At 63.0% G+C, this 16,310-nt stretch carries 17 protein-coding genes, 1 tRNA gene and 2 pseudogenes; 3 read left to right on the top strand and 17 right to left on the bottom strand.

The window, feature by feature from the left end:
• Positions 1 to 110: pseudogene (locus tag ABWY06_RS06140) on the bottom strand (LysR family transcriptional regulator); the annotation flags it as partial.
• A 62-nt stretch (positions 111 to 172) separates the two neighbouring features.
• Between ABWY06_RS06140 and fpr the strand changes: the two are divergent.
• Entirely contained in the window at positions 173 to 952 is a 780-nt protein-coding gene (gene fpr / locus ABWY06_RS06145) for a ferredoxin-NADP reductase (RefSeq protein ID WP_353924679.1), read from the top strand.
• A gap of 45 nt (positions 953 to 997) precedes the next feature.
• Here fpr and tsaA read toward each other — a convergent pair whose 3' ends face one another.
• The 3 genes from tsaA to ABWY06_RS06160 form a co-directional block, all read right to left on the bottom strand.
• Positions 998 to 1,705, bottom strand: coding sequence for a tRNA (N6-threonylcarbamoyladenosine(37)-N6)-methyltransferase TrmO (tsaA, locus tag ABWY06_RS06150; RefSeq protein WP_353924680.1), 708 nt, complete (start codon positions 1,703 to 1,705; stop codon positions 998 to 1,000).
• A 59-nt stretch (positions 1,706 to 1,764) separates the two neighbouring features.
• Entirely contained in the window at positions 1,765 to 1,968 is a 204-nt protein-coding gene (locus ABWY06_RS06155) for a hypothetical protein (RefSeq protein WP_502948153.1), read from the bottom strand.
• A 221-nt stretch (positions 1,969 to 2,189) separates the two neighbouring features.
• The gene (locus ABWY06_RS06160) at positions 2,190 to 3,101 is read right to left on the bottom strand and encodes an alpha/beta fold hydrolase (protein WP_353924681.1); all 912 of its coding nucleotides are present in this window, start codon (positions 3,099 to 3,101) and stop codon (positions 2,190 to 2,192) included.
• Positions 3,102 to 3,191: 90 nt separating this feature from the next.
• On the opposite strand from ABWY06_RS06160, the gene ABWY06_RS06165 reads away from it, so the two are divergent.
• The gene (locus ABWY06_RS06165; protein WP_353924682.1) at positions 3,192 to 3,953 is read left to right on the top strand and encodes a helix-turn-helix domain-containing protein; all 762 of its coding nucleotides are present in this window, start codon (positions 3,192 to 3,194) and stop codon (positions 3,951 to 3,953) included.
• 201 nt (positions 3,954 to 4,154) lie between these two features.
• Here ABWY06_RS06165 and ABWY06_RS06170 read toward each other — a convergent pair whose 3' ends face one another.
• From ABWY06_RS06170 to ABWY06_RS06220, 11 genes are all read right to left on the bottom strand, one after another.
• A complete protein-coding gene (locus tag ABWY06_RS06170) occupies positions 4,155 to 4,925 on the bottom strand; it encodes an SDR family oxidoreductase (RefSeq protein WP_353924683.1) in 771 nt (256 codons plus the stop codon).
• Between the two features lie 114 nt (positions 4,926 to 5,039).
• Positions 5,040 to 5,501, bottom strand: coding sequence for a YehS family protein (locus ABWY06_RS06175; RefSeq protein WP_353924684.1), 462 nt, complete (start codon positions 5,499 to 5,501; stop codon positions 5,040 to 5,042).
• A 106-nt stretch (positions 5,502 to 5,607) separates the two neighbouring features.
• Positions 5,608 to 6,351, bottom strand: a complete 744-nt coding sequence (locus tag ABWY06_RS06180) for an rRNA pseudouridine synthase (RefSeq protein ID WP_502948154.1) — start codon at positions 6,349 to 6,351, stop codon at positions 5,608 to 5,610.
• A 55-nt stretch (positions 6,352 to 6,406) separates the two neighbouring features.
• Positions 6,407 to 7,429, bottom strand: coding sequence for a DUF5924 family protein (locus ABWY06_RS06185; RefSeq protein ID WP_353924686.1), 1,023 nt, complete (start codon positions 7,427 to 7,429; stop codon positions 6,407 to 6,409).
• A 201-nt stretch (positions 7,430 to 7,630) separates the two neighbouring features.
• A complete protein-coding gene (locus tag ABWY06_RS06190; RefSeq protein WP_353924687.1) occupies positions 7,631 to 8,899 on the bottom strand; it encodes a hypothetical protein in 1,269 nt (422 codons plus the stop codon).
• 238 nt (positions 8,900 to 9,137) lie between these two features.
• Complete coding sequence (locus tag ABWY06_RS06195; RefSeq protein WP_353924688.1) at positions 9,138 to 9,668, bottom strand: GNAT family N-acetyltransferase; 531 nt, start codon at positions 9,666 to 9,668, stop codon at positions 9,138 to 9,140.
• A gap of 142 nt (positions 9,669 to 9,810) precedes the next feature.
• A complete protein-coding gene (locus ABWY06_RS06200; RefSeq protein WP_353924689.1) occupies positions 9,811 to 10,074 on the bottom strand; it encodes a hypothetical protein in 264 nt (87 codons plus the stop codon).
• Between the two features lie 48 nt (positions 10,075 to 10,122).
• Complete coding sequence (locus ABWY06_RS06205) at positions 10,123 to 10,341, bottom strand: DUF6500 family protein (RefSeq protein WP_353924690.1); 219 nt, start codon at positions 10,339 to 10,341, stop codon at positions 10,123 to 10,125.
• A gap of 115 nt (positions 10,342 to 10,456) precedes the next feature.
• Positions 10,457 to 10,939, bottom strand: a complete 483-nt coding sequence (locus ABWY06_RS06210) for a DUF2628 domain-containing protein (RefSeq protein WP_353924691.1) — start codon at positions 10,937 to 10,939, stop codon at positions 10,457 to 10,459.
• Between the two features lie 201 nt (positions 10,940 to 11,140).
• Positions 11,141 to 12,466, bottom strand: coding sequence for a 30S ribosomal protein S12 methylthiotransferase RimO (rimO, locus tag ABWY06_RS06215; RefSeq protein WP_353924692.1), 1,326 nt, complete (start codon positions 12,464 to 12,466; stop codon positions 11,141 to 11,143).
• 318 nt (positions 12,467 to 12,784) lie between these two features.
• Complete coding sequence (locus tag ABWY06_RS06220; protein WP_353924693.1) at positions 12,785 to 13,024, bottom strand: hypothetical protein; 240 nt, start codon at positions 13,022 to 13,024, stop codon at positions 12,785 to 12,787.
• 310 nt (positions 13,025 to 13,334) lie between these two features.
• Here ABWY06_RS06220 and ABWY06_RS06225 point away from each other — a divergent pair, with 310 nt between their 5' ends.
• Entirely contained in the window at positions 13,335 to 15,239 is a 1,905-nt protein-coding gene (locus ABWY06_RS06225) for a potassium transporter Kup (RefSeq protein ID WP_353924694.1), read from the top strand.
• A 2-nt stretch (positions 15,240 to 15,241) separates the two neighbouring features.
• Here ABWY06_RS06225 and ABWY06_RS06230 read toward each other — a convergent pair.
• Positions 15,242 to 15,745: pseudogene (locus tag ABWY06_RS06230) on the bottom strand (AcvB/VirJ family lysyl-phosphatidylglycerol hydrolase); the annotation flags it as partial.
• Between the two features lie 284 nt (positions 15,746 to 16,029).
• Positions 16,030 to 16,106 (bottom strand) — tRNA-Met (locus ABWY06_RS06235).
• Positions 16,107 to 16,310: the final 204 nt, after the last annotated feature.

Consider the following 16,310-nt stretch of genomic DNA (forward strand, 5'->3'; position numbering starts at 1 on the left):
TGCTGGGCGACGGCGACGAATACTTGAAGTTGACGGAGAGTAAATCGCATATCTATATAACCGATAACCCTTATCTTAATAATCCATTTAACAGATATTGTCGCTGCCATTAGAATGCGATGCAATTGCGCACATCAGCGGTGCAGGCAAAATCTCCAGGAGTCCCACGTACATGAGCAACATGAACCACGAGCGTGTCCTCAGTGTTCATCACTGGAACGACACTCTGTTCAGCTTCAAGTGCACCCGCGACCCGGGTCTGCGCTTCGAGAACGGTCAGTTCGTGATGATCGGCCTGCAACAGCCCAACGGCCGGCCGCTCATGCGCGCTTACTCGATCGCCAGCCCGAACTGGGAAGAACATCTCGAGTTCTTCAGCATCAAGGTACCTGATGGTCCGCTGACCTCCCAGTTGCAGCACCTGAAGGAAGGCGACGAGATCATCATCAGCAAGAAGCCTACCGGCACGCTGGTACTGGATGATCTGAAGCCGGGCAAGCACCTTTACCTGCTCAGCACCGGTACCGGTCTGGCGCCATTCATGAGCGTCATCCAGGACCCGGAAACCTACGAGCGTTTCGAGAAAGTGATCCTGTGCCACGGCGTACGTTACGTCAACGAAGTCGCTTACCGCGAATTCATCACCGAGCATTTGCCGCAGAACGAGTTTTTCGGTGATGCCCTGCGTGACAAGTTGATTTACTACCCGACCGTGACCCGCGAGCCATTCGAAAATGAAGGTCGCCTGACCGACTTGATGCGCAGCGGCAAGTTGTTCAGCGATATCGGCCTGCCGCCGATCAACCCGCAGGACGACCGCGCCATGATCTGCGGCAGCCCGAGCATGCTCGACGAGACCAGCGCGGTACTCGACAGCTTCGGCCTGAAAATTTCCGCGCGCATGGGCGAGCCCGGCGATTACCTGATCGAGCGTGCCTTCGTCGAGAAGTGAAGCGTTCGTCCATGTGATAAAAAACCCGCCTGTTGGCGGGTTTTTTTATGCCACCTCGGGCCCGGCGGGCAGCACGTCCAGCACGCAGATGCGGCGCGGTTCGGGGTAGTGCCAGCGCACCTCGACGTCCCACAGGCGAGTGCCGTAACGCCGCTCGGGCAGCGGCTGCTGGTAGGCCGGGCGTGGGTCCTGGGCCAGGCACTGCTCGATCAGCGCCACCAACGGCTCGTCCAGGCGCTGCCCTTGGCTCTGGGCCTGGAGCAGGGCGGCCGGCGCCCAGTCCACCGCGATCAGCACCGGGGCCGCCTCGGCCATCCGGTTGATGGCGCTCTCGACCCGGTCGGCATAGGGCACATAGGGCTTGATGTCGAGCACCGGGGTGCCGTCCAGCAAGTCGATGCCGGACAGCCACAAGCGCCCGGCCTCGAACCGCTCCAGCTTGACCACCGATTGGCCGATGCCGTTGGGCCTGTGGGTGGCCCGGGTGGCGAATACGCCCTGAGATTTGTTGCCGCCCAGGCGCGGCGGACGCACCTTCAGGCGCGGTGTGTCTTCCAGGGTCTGGTGGAAGAGAAACAGCAGCCAGACATGGCTGACCTGTTCCAGACCGTCCAGGGCCTCGGCCTGGTCGAAGGGCGCGACCAACTCCAGCACCCCGCGGGCCGCCGGGGCCAGGTGCGGCTGGCGGGGAATGGCGAATTTCTCCTTGAAGCAGGAGCGCATAAAGCCGATGGGCGAAACGGAGTAGGACATGACGACGGCCGCGGGTCAGGGGCGGGCATGATAACCCGTGCCGAGGGCAACCCAGGGTCTTAGAGCAGGCTGCGTCCCGGCTGCTCGGCGCAACGGGCGTTGTCGAAGGGGCCGGCGACGCGCTCCCAGCCAGCACCGGGGCTGAACTGGGCGCAGAACAGCGCGCCATCGGCCAGGCTGCGCCATTGGTACCAGGGCGCCGGTGCCGCAGCGCAGGGCAGGGCCAACAGCGCCAGCAGGGCCAGGCAACAGCGGTAGGACACGGGCGTTGCTCCTGTTTATCTGCGGGGTGACAGGCGTCAGCCTACACCCCTGGGGCGCCACCGCAAGCCGCGCCAGAGCCTGTAGCGCCTCCTCAAACGGCGCGGCTCACAGGCTAAAGCCCCCGTCGATAGGGATAATGGCACCGGTCATATATGCGCCCGCGGTGCTGGCCGCTGTTGTCGTTTTCGGTAGCGGACGACGCGGGTCAGGGGGGCGTCTGTCAAATGGGAGTTTGTTCAGCCTGGGGATGTTTATCCAGGAACGCCGTCAGATGGCGGATCACCTGTTCAGGCTGATCTTCATGGACATACAGGCGGGCTTTGTCGATGCTGATAAAACCAGCAAGATTGCCGAAACCTTGACTCATTTCCAGGGCGTGCACTTCGGGGAACGTATCGTCCTGGCGTCCCCAGATCAGCAGCGTCTGGGCTTTGATTGCGCCGTGGATCTGGCTCAGCGCATCGAGCTGCGGCCAATCGAGCACCGCAATAAAGGAACGGCGGGCTTCGTCCATGGCCTGTGCCGAGCGGGTCAGTGGCGCAATAAACCGTCGATTGAAGCTGCCGAGCAAATGCTGGTGATCGTAGAGCGTCCCGCCAAAACTCAGTTTCGAGCACAGGTAGGCGGCATTTTTCAGCTGGATACGGGCAATCGCGTTGTAGCCCGGCAGCCAGCGCGCCAGCTGCTTGTACAGCTGCTGGTTGGGCGCACGATGCCCCGGTATTTCCGTGTTCAGCAGGATCAATTTGTCGACCTGGGTGGCGCCCCAATAGGCCAGGTAGCGCGCGGTTATCCCGCCACTGTCATTGCCTAGCACGCTGTAAGCCTCGATGCCCAGGGTCGCAAGCAGGCCGAGCAGCAGCTGAGCCTGACCGACCGGACTCAGGTCGTGACGGGTTGACCAGCGGCTGACGCCGGCCCCCGGCAGGTCCGGCACTATGCAGCGGAAGCGGGCGGCGAGTGCATCGACCAGTGGCGCGAAGGTGTCGCCGTTCAGCGGCCAACCGTGCAGCATCACCAGCACCGGGCCTGTACCATGGTCTCGGTAGCCGATGCGCAACCCTTCGACATCGGCGAATCGATGCTCCTGAGCGAGAAAACCGCTTGTTTGTGAGGGGCTGAACGCGTTCATGGGACTGCCTCGTTGCCTGATTGATATCGCCTAACTTACTCGGCGCCAGGGCAAGGACACTTGTAAGAACGAACTGACGTTGAGACCTCCGTGCAGAATATCCTGATCCTGGGCAACCAACTCACCCTCTATATCGGGCCGCTGCCCGACATCGGCCAGCATCGGCATAGCACCAGCGCACTTTGCCTAGGGCTGCATGCACCCATTCGGGCTCGAGGTGACGCCGATAGCCCATGGCATCCGTACGATCAATTGTTCGTGCCCGCGGGAGTCGAACATGCCTTGGCCTTTGGTGGACATCCGGTTGCCGTGCTGTTTTTCGAGACGCAGAGTCGGTGCTATCAGCAGCTGCGGGTGCGCTACAAGCTGTCCACCGACGTGCTGAGCGCGGCCGCGCAGATTGCCAGTGACTGGCTGTCGGGCATCGAGGGGCTGCAGGACGGCGAGAGCATGCTGGGGCAGATCGTGCGGCGACTGTTGCCAGAAAAGCTCGAATCGAGTCCCACCGATCCACGGGTCATCAAGGTGCTGGTCGCGATGCAAGCGCAACCCCAATACAACTTTACCGCGCAAGAATTGGCTGCGTCCGTTTGCCTGTCGCCGAGCCGCCTGAGCGCGCTGTTCAAGCAGGAGATTGGACTGCCGCTCAGGCGTTATCGAGTGTGGCTGCGCTTACGTGCGCTGGTCGGTTTTATCAGCCAGGGCCTGTCGCTGACCGAGGCGGCGCTGATGGCCGGCTTCAGCGACTCCGCGCATTTCAGCAACAGTTGCCGGAAACTGCTTGGCATCAAACCGACCGATATTCTGGCTGCCAGCGCGGCGCTGCCCATACTGTTTTCGGATCATTTGTAAGCGGCCCTACGGCCACCTCAGTACCCGTCTCCCGCCCCGAATGCTGTAACCGGCGCGCTTCGATTACCTCCCCAACCGTAGCGCGGTATACCAGGTACTTGCCGGGTGAGCCGAGCTAAGCGTCGTTAGCTCTATCCTTGAATAAGGCCCTGGGGATAACAGGATGCAGCAAAAAGGTTCGCTGCAGTGGCGTGCGGATTTTCACAGGCTGAAGCCCCCGTCGATAGGGATAATGGCACCGGTCATATAGGCGCCCGCGGTGCTGGCCAGGCTGATCGCCAGCGCCGCCATCTCCGCTTCGCGGCCCCAGCGGCCCATGGGGATCTGCGCGGTGTCGGCGGCCAGGGCCTGTTCGTCCTCGGCGATATGGCGGGTCATCTTGCTGGGGAAGCGTCCCGGGGCGATGACATTGACGTTGATATGCTGGCTCACCAGCTCGCGGGCCAGGATGCGCGACAGTTGGTGCAACGCGGCCTTGCTCGGTCCGTAGGCATAGGCCTGTTCGCCGAAGGAGCTGATGCCGGCGACCGAGCCGATATTGATCACCCGTGCCGGCGTTTCGGCAGTACCGGCCTTGCGCAGCAGCGGCAATAACTGCTGGATGCAGCCGAACACCGAGGTCACGTTCAGCTGCAGTACTTTTTCCCAGCCCTGGGCCGGGTAGCTTTCCAGGGGCGCGCCCCAGGTGGTGCCGGCATTGTTCACCAGGATATCCAGGCGCTCGATTTGGCTGGCCAGCTGGGCACCCAGGGCCTGGATGCCTGCTTCATTGGCCAGGTTGGCGGGCAACGCGCGGCAGTCTCCCAGCGCCGAGAGCTCTGCGGCGGTGTCCGTACAGGCCTGCGGGTCGCGGGCGCAGATATAGACGGTGGCGCCGGCTTCGACAAAGCCCTGGGCGATCATCTTGCCGATGCCGCGGGTGCCACCGGTGACCAGGGCGGTACGGCCCTGGAGGGAGAAATACGGGTGCATGGGACGTCCTTCGCGGAGGGAAAGACCTTACCCTAGAGGGCTGGCGCGCCGGGCGCAGGCATCATGCACCCGGGGAATGCCGGCGTATGGATGCCGGCGGGGTGCCCAGGCGACTTAGCCGCGGACGCGCAGGGTCAGGCCCTTGAGGAAATTGCGCAGCAACTGGTCGCCGCAGGTGCGGTAGTTGCTGTGGCCGAACTTGCGGAACAGGGCGCTGAGCTCGGGTTTGCTGACCGGAAATTCCGCGGCCTTGAGGATCGCGTGCAAGTCCTCTTCCTTGAGCTCGAAGGCCACTCGCAGCTTTTTCAGCACGGTATTGTTGGTCACCGGCAATTCCACCGGGTGAACCGGCAGGCTGTCGTTCTTGCCGCGCTTGAAGATCACCAGGCCGTCGAGAAAGTGCGCCAGCACCTCGTCGGGGCAGATCCGGTGCTCTTCGTCTTCGTCCTTCTTGAGGTAGGCGACCAGGTCGTTCTTGTCCAGCTCCAGCCCGCCGAGGCGAGTGATCTCGACCACCTTGGCGTCGCTGATATCGAGCATATAACGCACGCTGCGCAGTACATCGTTGTTGATCATGGGGCAATCCTGAAAGGGTCGAAACGCGGCCGGGCGGTTCGGTGCCTGGCCGCGGGCAGAAGTTGTCTGCCGGGAAACTGCCGACGCGCCACTGGGCGCGCGACTATTAGAATTTTTCGCCGGGCGCCAGGTAGCGCCACTGGCCGGGCTGGACCTTGGCCAGCGGCACACCGCCGATGCGCAGGCGCTTGATCGCCATCGGGGTCAGGCCCACAGCGGCGCACATCTGGGCGATCTGGCCGGGCTGGGCCGCCTTGAGGGCGAAGCGCAGGCGGTTCTCGCTCTGCCAGCTGGCCTTGGCCGGTGGCAGGGTCCAGCCCTTGTAGGTCAGGCCATGATTGAGCCGGTTCAGCCCATGCTGGGCGATCTCGCCGGCGACCTCCACCACGAACTCCTGCTCGATCTTGCCAGCGTCGTCGGTCAATTTGCGGACGATCCGCCAGTCCTGGGTGAACACCACCAGACCGCTGGCCTCGGCGCCCAGGGGCGCGACGCCTTCCAGGCGGGCGAAATGGCCCTTGAGCGTGCGGATCTCGGCACGGTCGTCGGGCCAACGCGAATCGGCGGTGATCAGTTGCAGGGCCGCCGAGAAATCCTTGAGGGTGTCGATCCCGACGGGTTTGTGCAGCAGCAGGGTCATCGGCTCGGCGGGCGCCAGGCGCGCGTCGGCGGCCAGTTCGACGCGCTCGGCGGCGACCTTGAACTGGGGTTCGTCGATCACCTGCCCATCCACCAACACCCAACCGCCCTCGATATATTGCTCGGCTTCGCGACGGGAGCAGCCGATCAGCTCGACAAGGCGTTTGGACAGGCGGACGGGTTCGGTCATGGCAAAGGCTGCAAGAGGCATGGACCACCATTGTACCTGCCCTGGCCGATTCTGGGGGCCTGGCGCGGCGAATGGGCTACTCCACCACCAGGAAACGCAACACGCCAATCAGTTGCCCGTCTTCGGTCACCACTTGCACCTGCCAACGGCCCAGCGCGTTCTCGGGGAAGTTCTGCTTGTGGGTCCAGGCGCGGTAGCCTTCCTTGCGCCCGCCATGGATATCCAGGGCGATGCGATCGCCTTTTTCGCTGTTTTCCCCGGGCCGGCGCCAGACGTGGTAAATGCGCTCGTTGAGGCCCCGCGGCGCGCTGATCGCGGTGTAGGCGTACAGCCCCTCGCTGCGCAGCTTGGCGAGGCTGATCTGGCGCAGCGGCGCGCCTGGAAGCCGTTGTTGCGTGTCCAGTTCGGTGCTGGTGACCTGCTCGGTCAGCCACAGCGTCGCGGGTGGTACCCAGGTGCGCAACAACCAGCCGGCGCCGCCCAGCGCCAACGCCATGCCCAGCACCAGGGGGATGCGCCACCAGTTCGGCACATTGATGCTGCGCACCAGGCTGGGGAACGACAGCAGCACGGCCACACCAATGGCCAGCTGATAACTCTGCGAGGTGGTCAGTTGCAGGATGATCGGCAGGGCGGTCAACAGCACCGCGAACAGGGCCAGGGTGTGATACGCCAGGTACACCCAGCGGCGTGGCGCCAGCCACTTGTAGTACAGCGGGTCGATGATCGAGACCAGCGCCGCGGCGCCCAGCAAGCCGGTGAACAGGGCCTGGCCGCTGTTCCAACTGGTGGTGATGGCAAAAAACGGCAAGACGAAAAACAGGCTTTCCTGGTGGATCATCTGGGTCGCGTAGCGCAGCACCGGTGGCGGCAACTCGAAGCCGAACCAGCGGGCGATGCTGCGGGTCAGCAGGTTTTCCAGGGTCAGCCAGACCCAGCTGATCAGCATGGCCACGGCGATGATACGGGCGGCGCCCTCCTGGCGGTCGACCAGGATAAAGCTGGCGATCCCGGAAACGAAGCCAAAGGCGGCGATTACGCCCGGGTAGCGCCGAATCAGCTCGAGCAGGCGGTTCAGCTGGTGTTTCCAGAACGGCATAGGGGCTTCGCAATCGCTGGCAGGTAAACAGGCGAGGGTACAGCGCCCAGGCATGGACGAGGGCGGAGAAATGACCGGCGCTTGTCCGTTGATAGACCTTAGTCCGGCCGCGCCGGCCGGAGTTCGATACGGCGCGCGGGGAGAGGCAGTTTACTCACGCAGATGCGTATTACGAAGCGCCGGTGCCGGGCGTTCGGCGACCTAGGGGCGGCTTTTTTGCGCCTGGTACAGATCCAGCAACTGCTGTGCGAAGGCTTGCTGGGCGGCAAACGCCTCAAGGTCGGGGGCGTAGTCCATCAGGGCCGGCCATTCCTCGGCGGCCAGGCGATGCCAGTAGCGGATAGTGGCTTCGCCGGCGATCGAGTCGGGGTCCTGCTTGTGGATGTATTCCATGGGCTGGTCGTCGACATAGCGCCAGGTCCGCTCCAGGTTATCCGGTTCGTCGGTGCGGACCTGCACCAGGTGGCCGTTGGCGAATTCGTAGAAATAGCGCACGCGGCTGACCAAGTCGTTTTCCGGCTGGCTGCCGTCCAGCCAGATGGCGCAGACCTCGCCCGCGGACGTGCTGTAGACCATGAACTCGACGTCGGGCGCATGGGGCCAGCCCTGCGCGGCGCTTAATTGCGCGGTGAATGCGCTGTTGTCGTAACCGCCCTCGCCGGCGGGGCAGAAGTCCTGAAAAGTGTTGATCCCGGCGATGGGGTTCCAGCGCCAACCACCGGCCTGGGTCGGGATGGCGTTGAAACGGTCGAGCAGGTCGTGAGGCGCGTGGTGTTGCTCGCCGCCGAAGTGGCCACGAATACGCGCCTGAACCACCTCCCGGGTGGCCCACCCCGGCCAGTGCCCCTTTTTCAGGGCGCAGTCGCTGGTGGCCGGCTCCTGGTGCGCGCCAGGGGTGTAGAGGAGCTGCATGTCGCCGGCAAGGATTTCGCGGGTACGGTCCTCGGCGTAACAGGACAGGGGCACTTCCAGATGAATCGACTCGCATCCGGCGTCGCAGGGCAGCAGCTTCAGGTACAGGGCAGCAATGCGAAAGCGCGCTCCGCCGTCGTCGAGCAGCGGATCGAAATCCAGATTCAGGCTGCGCTCGCCCGCCAGGCTGACCTGTTGTGGCGGCAGGTCGCGTTCGACGCTGCGTTCGACGGTGCGCTCGCATCTGCTGAAGGAAGGGATGAGGTCTACGCGCCTGCCCGAGCTGGCCTGGCAGTTACCGAAGCGGGTGCTCGTCACCTGAGTGCCCGGAGCCCCCGGCTCCAAGGGTTGATAGTGGGCACTGATGGCGACCTGCCAGCGCGCGCTGGTCACCGCCGTCGGCGCGAGCAGCTGCACGCTGATCCGGCTGTTCTCCGGCGCCAGCGCCGAGGCGGGCGCGGGCAGAGTGCCCAGTGGCGCTTGGTCAAGGGCATCGCAGGCGCATAGTCCCAGGAGCATCGTGGCACTCAGCAGCGCGAAACCAGGGAGGGATTTCATTGTAGATGTCCCGCTCATTGAACCGTTGAAAAGCGTCCGGAAGGCGACTGGCGCTCAGGGCCCGCGCGGGCGACCGGCTGGCCGGTTTTGCATCCAGAGAGTCCAGAGACCTGAAGCAAAGAGCCGCGCGCAAGCTGGCCGGTATCTCGCGGGCTTGCACCGGAGTGCCTCCGCATGTGGGCGGCGTGCTGCCTTGGCCGCGAATAGCCGCGGGGCAAGCGGTTGGTGGTGAGGCTGATCAAACAGCGTTCGCGTATTTCTCCAGGCGTTCGATCTTGAGATCAGCAAATTTGGGCGTGCCGACAGCGGCAGACAAGGGGTATTCCATTAGCACGCCAGTTCTCTGATAACCGCGTCTCAGATAGAAGGCGATCAGCTCGCTGCGTGCTGAAACCACCACCAGAATGAATTTTTGCGAGCCGAAACGCGTTTGGGCCAAGGCTTCCGCCTGTGCAAGCATGCGTTTGCCCAGGTTGATGCCCTGCAGTCGAGGGTTAACCGCCAGCATGCCAATATAGCTGGCGTCCGCGGTTTTTTCGATCTGGATACAGGCCTCGATCCGTAGCTCCTGGATACCGAGCAATATGATCGAGCCTTCTTTCGAGATGGCATCGCGTACGGCTTGCTGGTCGATTCGATCGCCTGAAACCAGTTCGGACTCATGGGTCCAGCCAGCTGCTCCAGGCGCGGGACGGTAGGCGTGATTGACCAACTGAACGATCGCATCGACATCCGCGAGGGTGGCGGTACGGTAGGCGTCCGGGTTCATAAGAGGCTCCATGCTCGATAGTTGATCCGGGTGCATGCCTGCGGGGTATTCGCAAGATGCGTTCCATTGGCCTGGAGGTTATAGGAGTGGGCCCGGCCCGCGCAGCTGTTTTGGAAAAACAGCCCCGCCCTGGGCTCCCTTGTTATCGCTTATCCAACTGCAGCGAGGCGGCGGCATATTCGATGGCTTGGCTGCGCGACAGCCCCTGGCGTTTGGCCAACTCGTGCTCGATCAGGCGATTGGCCATGGCCCGGTCACCAAAACAGCGCTGCAGCAGTTGTTGTTCCAGGGCTTTGGCGTTGCCTCCGGCGCCGCTGGTGGAAGGTGTTGCCAGGCGCTTGTACAGCAGAAACAGGGCGAAAAAAACCAGGGTCAGGGCGATCAGGGGAACGGCCAGGGTGCTCATAGGTATCCGGTCATAGGGGTTTGAGGGGAGATGGCATTGTGGCCAGGGTCAATCCAGGCCTTTGACCAGCCGTTGGATTTTCAGCGCCTTTTCGAAATGGTCCAGGCGCTGGCTGCGGATCCACCATTCGGCCGCCTCCATCAGCAGCTCGGGGTTGTCGTTTTTGTTGGCAAAAAACGCATAAAAAGACAGGCCGACCTCGGGGCCTTTCTGGGCGATCTTGTGCGCGCACACCGCGAGGATTTTCTGTTTCAACAGGGCATTCATAAAACGCAGGGTCCTGGGATGGGCGACGCGGTTGCCGAGCAATCACGGTCGCGACGTTAGCGAGGGGCAGGGTGTTTATTGGCGGTATCAGCCGTGAGGCGAACAGGGGTGGGCGTTACCACCAGCCATTGTCGTTCAAGACCGCTTTTTTATAGAAGTCGAGATTGGCCCGCGTGGCGAAAGCCGCCGCGACGCCCAAGTGCAGCGATTTGACCAGCTGAGGGAAACCCAGGGCTGTCAGGATAAGCGCCAGCAGCAGCACCAATACAAAGGCCGCGGCGAAATAACTGAAGGCCTTTTTCCACATGCCTTTACTGGCGTAGTACAGCGGGCCAAAAAAGAAGGCCAGCAAGTTAAAACGCATGGCCTGGCGTCTTTCATTTTTTGGCAGGGACTTGAAGTTCGGCAGCTTCACGCCACCGGCGCGGTTGATCGCCTTGAAGCGCAGCTTCCAGCTGGCGGAAACCGGCAGCGCATCGATCCGTTCATCGCTGATGGCGTCCGGCGCATTATTCAGGCTGGCGCTGGGGGCGGAGTAGGGGTTGTCGGTTGGCACGGTGCGTCCTTGAGGCGGGGTGGGGCAGTCGAGATCGTCCATGACGTATCCATTCGACGACCTGGGCCAGGTTATCAGCCAGGGTTGGCCGCAGGTATGAGGCGGTTGCAGTTTGCTCGGCTGGTTCTCGATTCTATCGCGGTCCTGCGGCGTGGCGAATGCAGTGGCAATACCGGTGACTCACTGGCCGGCGGCCGTGCATAAAAAAGCCCCGCATGGGCGGGGCTGTTTTAGCGACTCGACTTACAGGGTTTCGGCCCAGAGGTCGTATTCGTCAGCATTGGTCACTCGGCACCAGACCTTGTCGCCCGGCTTGAGGTCCTGGTCGCTGTCGACATAGACGATACCGTCGATTTCCGGGGCGTCGGCGAAGGAGCGGCCAATGGCGCCGTCCTCGTCCACTTCGTCGATCAGCACTTCGATGTCCTGGCCGACCTTGAGTTGCAGGCGGGCGCTGCTGATGGCCTGCTGATGGGCCATAAAGCGGTCCCAGCGCTCCTGTTTGACGTCATCCGGGACCGGGCTGTCCAGCAGGTTGGCCGGGGCGCCTTCCACGGGCGAGTACTGGAAGCAGCCGACGCGGTCGAGCTGGGCCTCGGTGAGCCAGTCCAGCAGGTACTGGAAGTCTTCTTCGGTCTCGCCGGGGAAACCGACGATAAAGGTCGAGCGGATGATCAGTTGCGGGCAGATCTCGCGCCAGCTTTTGATCCGCGCCAGGGTCTTGTCTTCGAACGCGGGGCGTTTCATCGCCTTGAGGACTTTCGGGCTGGCGTGCTGGAACGGGATGTCCAGGTAGGGCAGCAGCTTGCCGGCCGCCATCAACGGGATGATGTGATCGACGTTGGGGTAGGGGTAGACATAGTGCAGGCGCACCCAGACGCCCATGCTGCTCAACGCCTCGCACATCTCCAGCATGCGGGTTTTCACCGGCTGGCCGTTCCAGAAATCGGTCTTGTACTTCACGTCCACGCCATAGGCGCTGGTGTCCTGGGAGATCACCAGCAGTTCCTTGACCCCGGCCTTGACCAGGCGCTCGGCCTCGCCCAGCACCTCGCCCACCGGCCGGCTGACCAGCTTGCCGCGCATGGAGGGGATGATGCAGAAGCTGCAGCTGTGGTTGCAGCCTTCGGAAATCTTCAGGTAGGCGTAGTGACGCGGGGTCAGCTTGATACCCTGAGGCGGAACCAGGTCGATCAGCGGGTTGTGGTCCTGACGGGGCGGCACCGCGTCGTGCACGGCGTTGACCACCTGCTCGTACTGCTGCGGGCCGGTCACGGCCAGCACGCTGGGGTGCACGTTGCGGATCACGCTTTCATCCACGCCCATGCAACCGGTGACTATGACCTTGCCGTTTTCCGCCAGGGCTTCGCCGATCACTTCCAGGGATTCGGCCTTGGCGCTGTCGATAAAGCCGCAAGTGTTGACCACCACCACGTCGGCGTCCTCATAGGTCGGCACGACCTCGTACCCTTCCATGCGCAGTTGCGTCAGGATGCGCTCGGAGTCGACCAGCGCCTTGGGGCAGCCCAGGCTGACAAAGCCGACTTTCGGGATATGGGGGGTGGACATGGCTAACCTCAGGCGTTCGGTGATGGGCGCTTGGCACGCCTCTGATCAAAAAGTGCGCAATTCTAGCGGCACGCGGGCAGCTTGGCCAGTGCCGCGCGCTGCCGTCGGGCGTGCGGGGGCATTCAAAGGCCTATCCGGACAGTGCCAGAAGGGCATGCACAGTCCCGGGCTATAGGTGGCCTATCGGCAATCTCACCTAGGCGTCGCTCCGCCATTTCTCTTGGCCATAGCCGTGGACGCGTACTTAGGCGAGGAGATTCCCTTTGCGGCGCAGGCTGGATACTGACCAGACCGCAGCAACGCTGATTTTTCCTCCCCTCACTGCCCAGGCTTGATACTGGGCTTTGACTTGAATTCGAGCCTGATTTGAAAGCAGTGAATGACCAGAAAAATCACTGTAGCTGTCAAGGTGAAGGCCAGCAGACTGTTGAAGATATTGAAGCTGCTATGGCCCAGCAGGTGATTCGGCAAGGTAACCATTAAGGTGAATATGACCGCGACCAGTATTTCTTTAACTACCGGCATGCGTTGACGGGTCTTGCTGCTGTCGGAATGCATGTGATGGTTCTGTCGAGGGGTAGGGGGAGCGGGTGCCTTTGCGTGGGCAATCGCTGGTCAACGAGTTTAACGCCACGTTCGGCGAATTGTCAGTCGCGCGGGGCGACCCTGGCGGGTACGCCAGGACGGCGCGCCGAGCCCCCTGGCTGCTCCATAAATAGAAGCCAGTTCGCCGAGCGCCGATGCTCGGAATGGCCTGGGCGCGGCGGTCCGCTCGCCGTCGATAAACCGGTATGACGCCGCTGCGCCTGGTTGCCTTGTTCGTGGCGCAGGCGCAGGATGCGCGGCAGATTTCTTTCTGGATGTTTCCATGAGCACAGCAGTTTCGACCCAGGAACAGGACACCGGTCATAAAACCTCCACGCCCATCGGCCTGATGGTGGCTGCCGTGGGGGTGGTGTATGGCGATATCGGCACCAGCCCCTTGTACACCTTGAAGGAGGTGTTCGCCGGGCATTATGGCGTGCAGGCCAACCATGACGGGGTGTTCGGCATCCTGTCGCTGATCTTCTGGTCGCTGATCTGGGTGGTGTCGCTCAAGTATGTGCTGTTTATCCTGCGGGCTGACAACCAGGGCGAGGGCGGCGTTATGGCCTTGACCGCCCTGGCGCGGCGAGCCTCGCTGGCCCACCCGCGGCTGAATGTGGTGCTGGTGATGCTCGGGCTGTTCGGTGCGGCGCTGTTCTATGGCGACAGCATGATCACCCCGGCCATCTCGGTGCTGTCGGCCGTCGAAGGCCTGGACGTGGCCTTGCCCGGGCTGTCGCATTGGGTGGTGCCGGTGACGGTGATCCTGCTGGTCGGGCTCTTTATGATCCAGAAGCACGGCACGGCGCGCATCGGCATCCTGTTCGGCCCGGTGATGCTGACCTGGTTCGCGGTGCTCGGCGCCCTGGGCGTCTATGGCATCCTGCGCCGGCCGGAAGTGTTGCAGGCGCTCAACCCGCTGTGGGCGGCGAACTTCTTTATGGCCCATCCGGGTATCGGCGTGGCGATTCTTGGCGCCGTGGTGCTGGCCTTGACCGGCGCCGAGGCGCTGTATGCGGACATGGGCCATTTTGGCCGCAAGCCCATTGCGCGGGCCTGGTTCGTGCTGGTGCTGCCGGCATTGACGCTCAATTATTTCGGCCAGGGCGCGCTGTTGCTGGACAACCCCGAGGCGGCGCGCAACCCCTTCTACCTGCTGGCGCCGTCCTGGGCGCTGCTGCCACTGGTGGCGCTGTCGACCCTGGCCACCATCATCGCCTCCCAGGCGGTGATCACCGGCGCGTTCTCCCTGACCCGCCAGGCGATCCAGCTCGGCTATGTGCCGCGCATGCATATCCAGCACACCTCCAGTGCCGAGCAGGGGCAGATCTATATCGGCACGGTGAACTGGGCGCTGATGGTGGGCGTGGTGCTGCTGGTGATCGGTTTCGGCTCCTCCGGCGCCCTGGCCTCGGCCTACGGGGTGGCGGTCACCGCGACCATGTGGATCGATACCCTGCTGGTGTCGGCGATCATGCTGCTGATGTGGAAAACCCCGCGCTGGCTGGCCATTCCAATGTTGCTGGCGTTCCTGCTGGTGGACAGCCTGTTCCTCGCCGCCAACCTGCCGAAAATCCTGGAAGGTGGGGCCTTCCCGGTGCTGGCCGGTATCGCGTTGTTTATTCTGATGACCACCTGGAAGCGTGGCCGGCAGATCCTGGTCGAGCGCCTCGACGAAGGCGCGCTGCCGCTGCCGCTGTTTATCGCCAGTATTCGCAGCCAGCCGCCGCACCGGGTGCAGGGCACTTCGGTGTTCCTCACCGCGCGCTCGGACGCCGTGCCCCACGCCTTGTTGCATAACCTGCTGCACAACCAGGTGCTGCACGAGCAGGTGGTGTTGTTGACGGTGGTGCACGAGGACGAGCCGCGGGTGGCCGCGGAGCGGCGTTTCGAGGTGACGGCCCACGGCGAGGGGTTTTTCCGTGTGGTCCTGCATTTTGGCTTTGTCGACGAGCCGGACGTGCCGGCCGCCTTGGCTCTCTGCCATCTCGACGGCCTGGATTTCAGCCCCATGCGCACCACCTATTTCCTTAGTCGCGAGACGGTGATCCCGACTCGGCGCATCGGTATGGCGCGCTGGCGCGAGGCGCTGTTCGCCTTCCTGCTGAAGAATGCCAACGGCAACCTGCGTTACTTCAAACTGCCGGTCAACCGGGTGATCGAGCTGGGTACCCAAGTGGAGATCTGATCCTCAGGGCCGGTGGGAGCCTTGGCGCCGGCCTTGCCCAACCAGCCCTGGACTTCGATCTCGAAGCTGCCGCTGCGCGCCAATGCCAGCAGCAGGATGCTGTCCACCTGCTGCTGGTCGGCGGCGGGCAGCTGGTTGTAGAGCGCCGGCAGGACATCGGCGCCAAAGGAAAAACCGATCAGCACAAACCGCTTGGCGCCCTAGTGTTGCCGGTAGCGGGCCATCAGCCGGCTCAGGTCGGCCGCGGCCTCGGCCGGGGACTTGTGTTGCCAGAAGTAGCGCAAGGTATCGACGCCCACCAGCGGGTATCCCAGCTTGGCCATCTCCTCGGCCATCTCCTCGCCCACCGCCCGGTCCAGGTCGCGCCAGCCGCCGCCTGAATAAAACAGCGTGACCGTCCTGTTAGCCCCCTGGGCCGACACTTCAACCACCGGCATGTCGCCGTCGGGGTCTGGCAGCAGCTCGCGCAGTTGGCTGTCCAGCAAGTGCGGCAAAGGCGTCTGGTAGATCGGCATTCGCCGGAGCGTTTGCTGGAGCCCGGTTGCCAGCAGGGCGCCGCCCAGTGCGGGGCCGGGTACCCGTTAGGGAATGGTGCAGCGCGGCCGGCTCCGGCCCGCTCAGCAAGTACAGGCAGGCGATCAGAGTCAGGGAAAGCAGCAGGGTCAGGCCCGGCAGCAGCGGCGCGCGCTGAGGGGCCAGGCGTGACGGCCAATGTTACGACAGCCGGATGCGGTCGGATAAAACAGACGCGCACAAAAAAGGCCACTTTTTCAAGTGGCCTTTTATTGTCTGGTTGCGGGAGCCGGATTTGAACCGACGACCTTCGGGTTATGAGCCCGACGAGCTACCAGACTGCTCCATCCCGCGCCGGCAATTCTACAGTGGGGCGCGCGCCTGTCAACCATTTTCTATTTTTTTGGTTTTTGGATCAATGACTTATCTTCGAGCCCAAATGTCGGGCACAAAAAAGGCCACTTTTTCAAGTGGCCTTTTATTGTCTGGTTGCGGGAGCCGGATTTGAACCGACGACCTTCGGGTTATGAGCCCGACGAGCTACCAGACTGCTCCATC

Origin of the sequence: Pseudomonas sp. (assembly GCF_040514055.1) — a bacterium.
Classification (GTDB): domain Bacteria; phylum Pseudomonadota; class Gammaproteobacteria; order Pseudomonadales; family Pseudomonadaceae; genus Aquipseudomonas.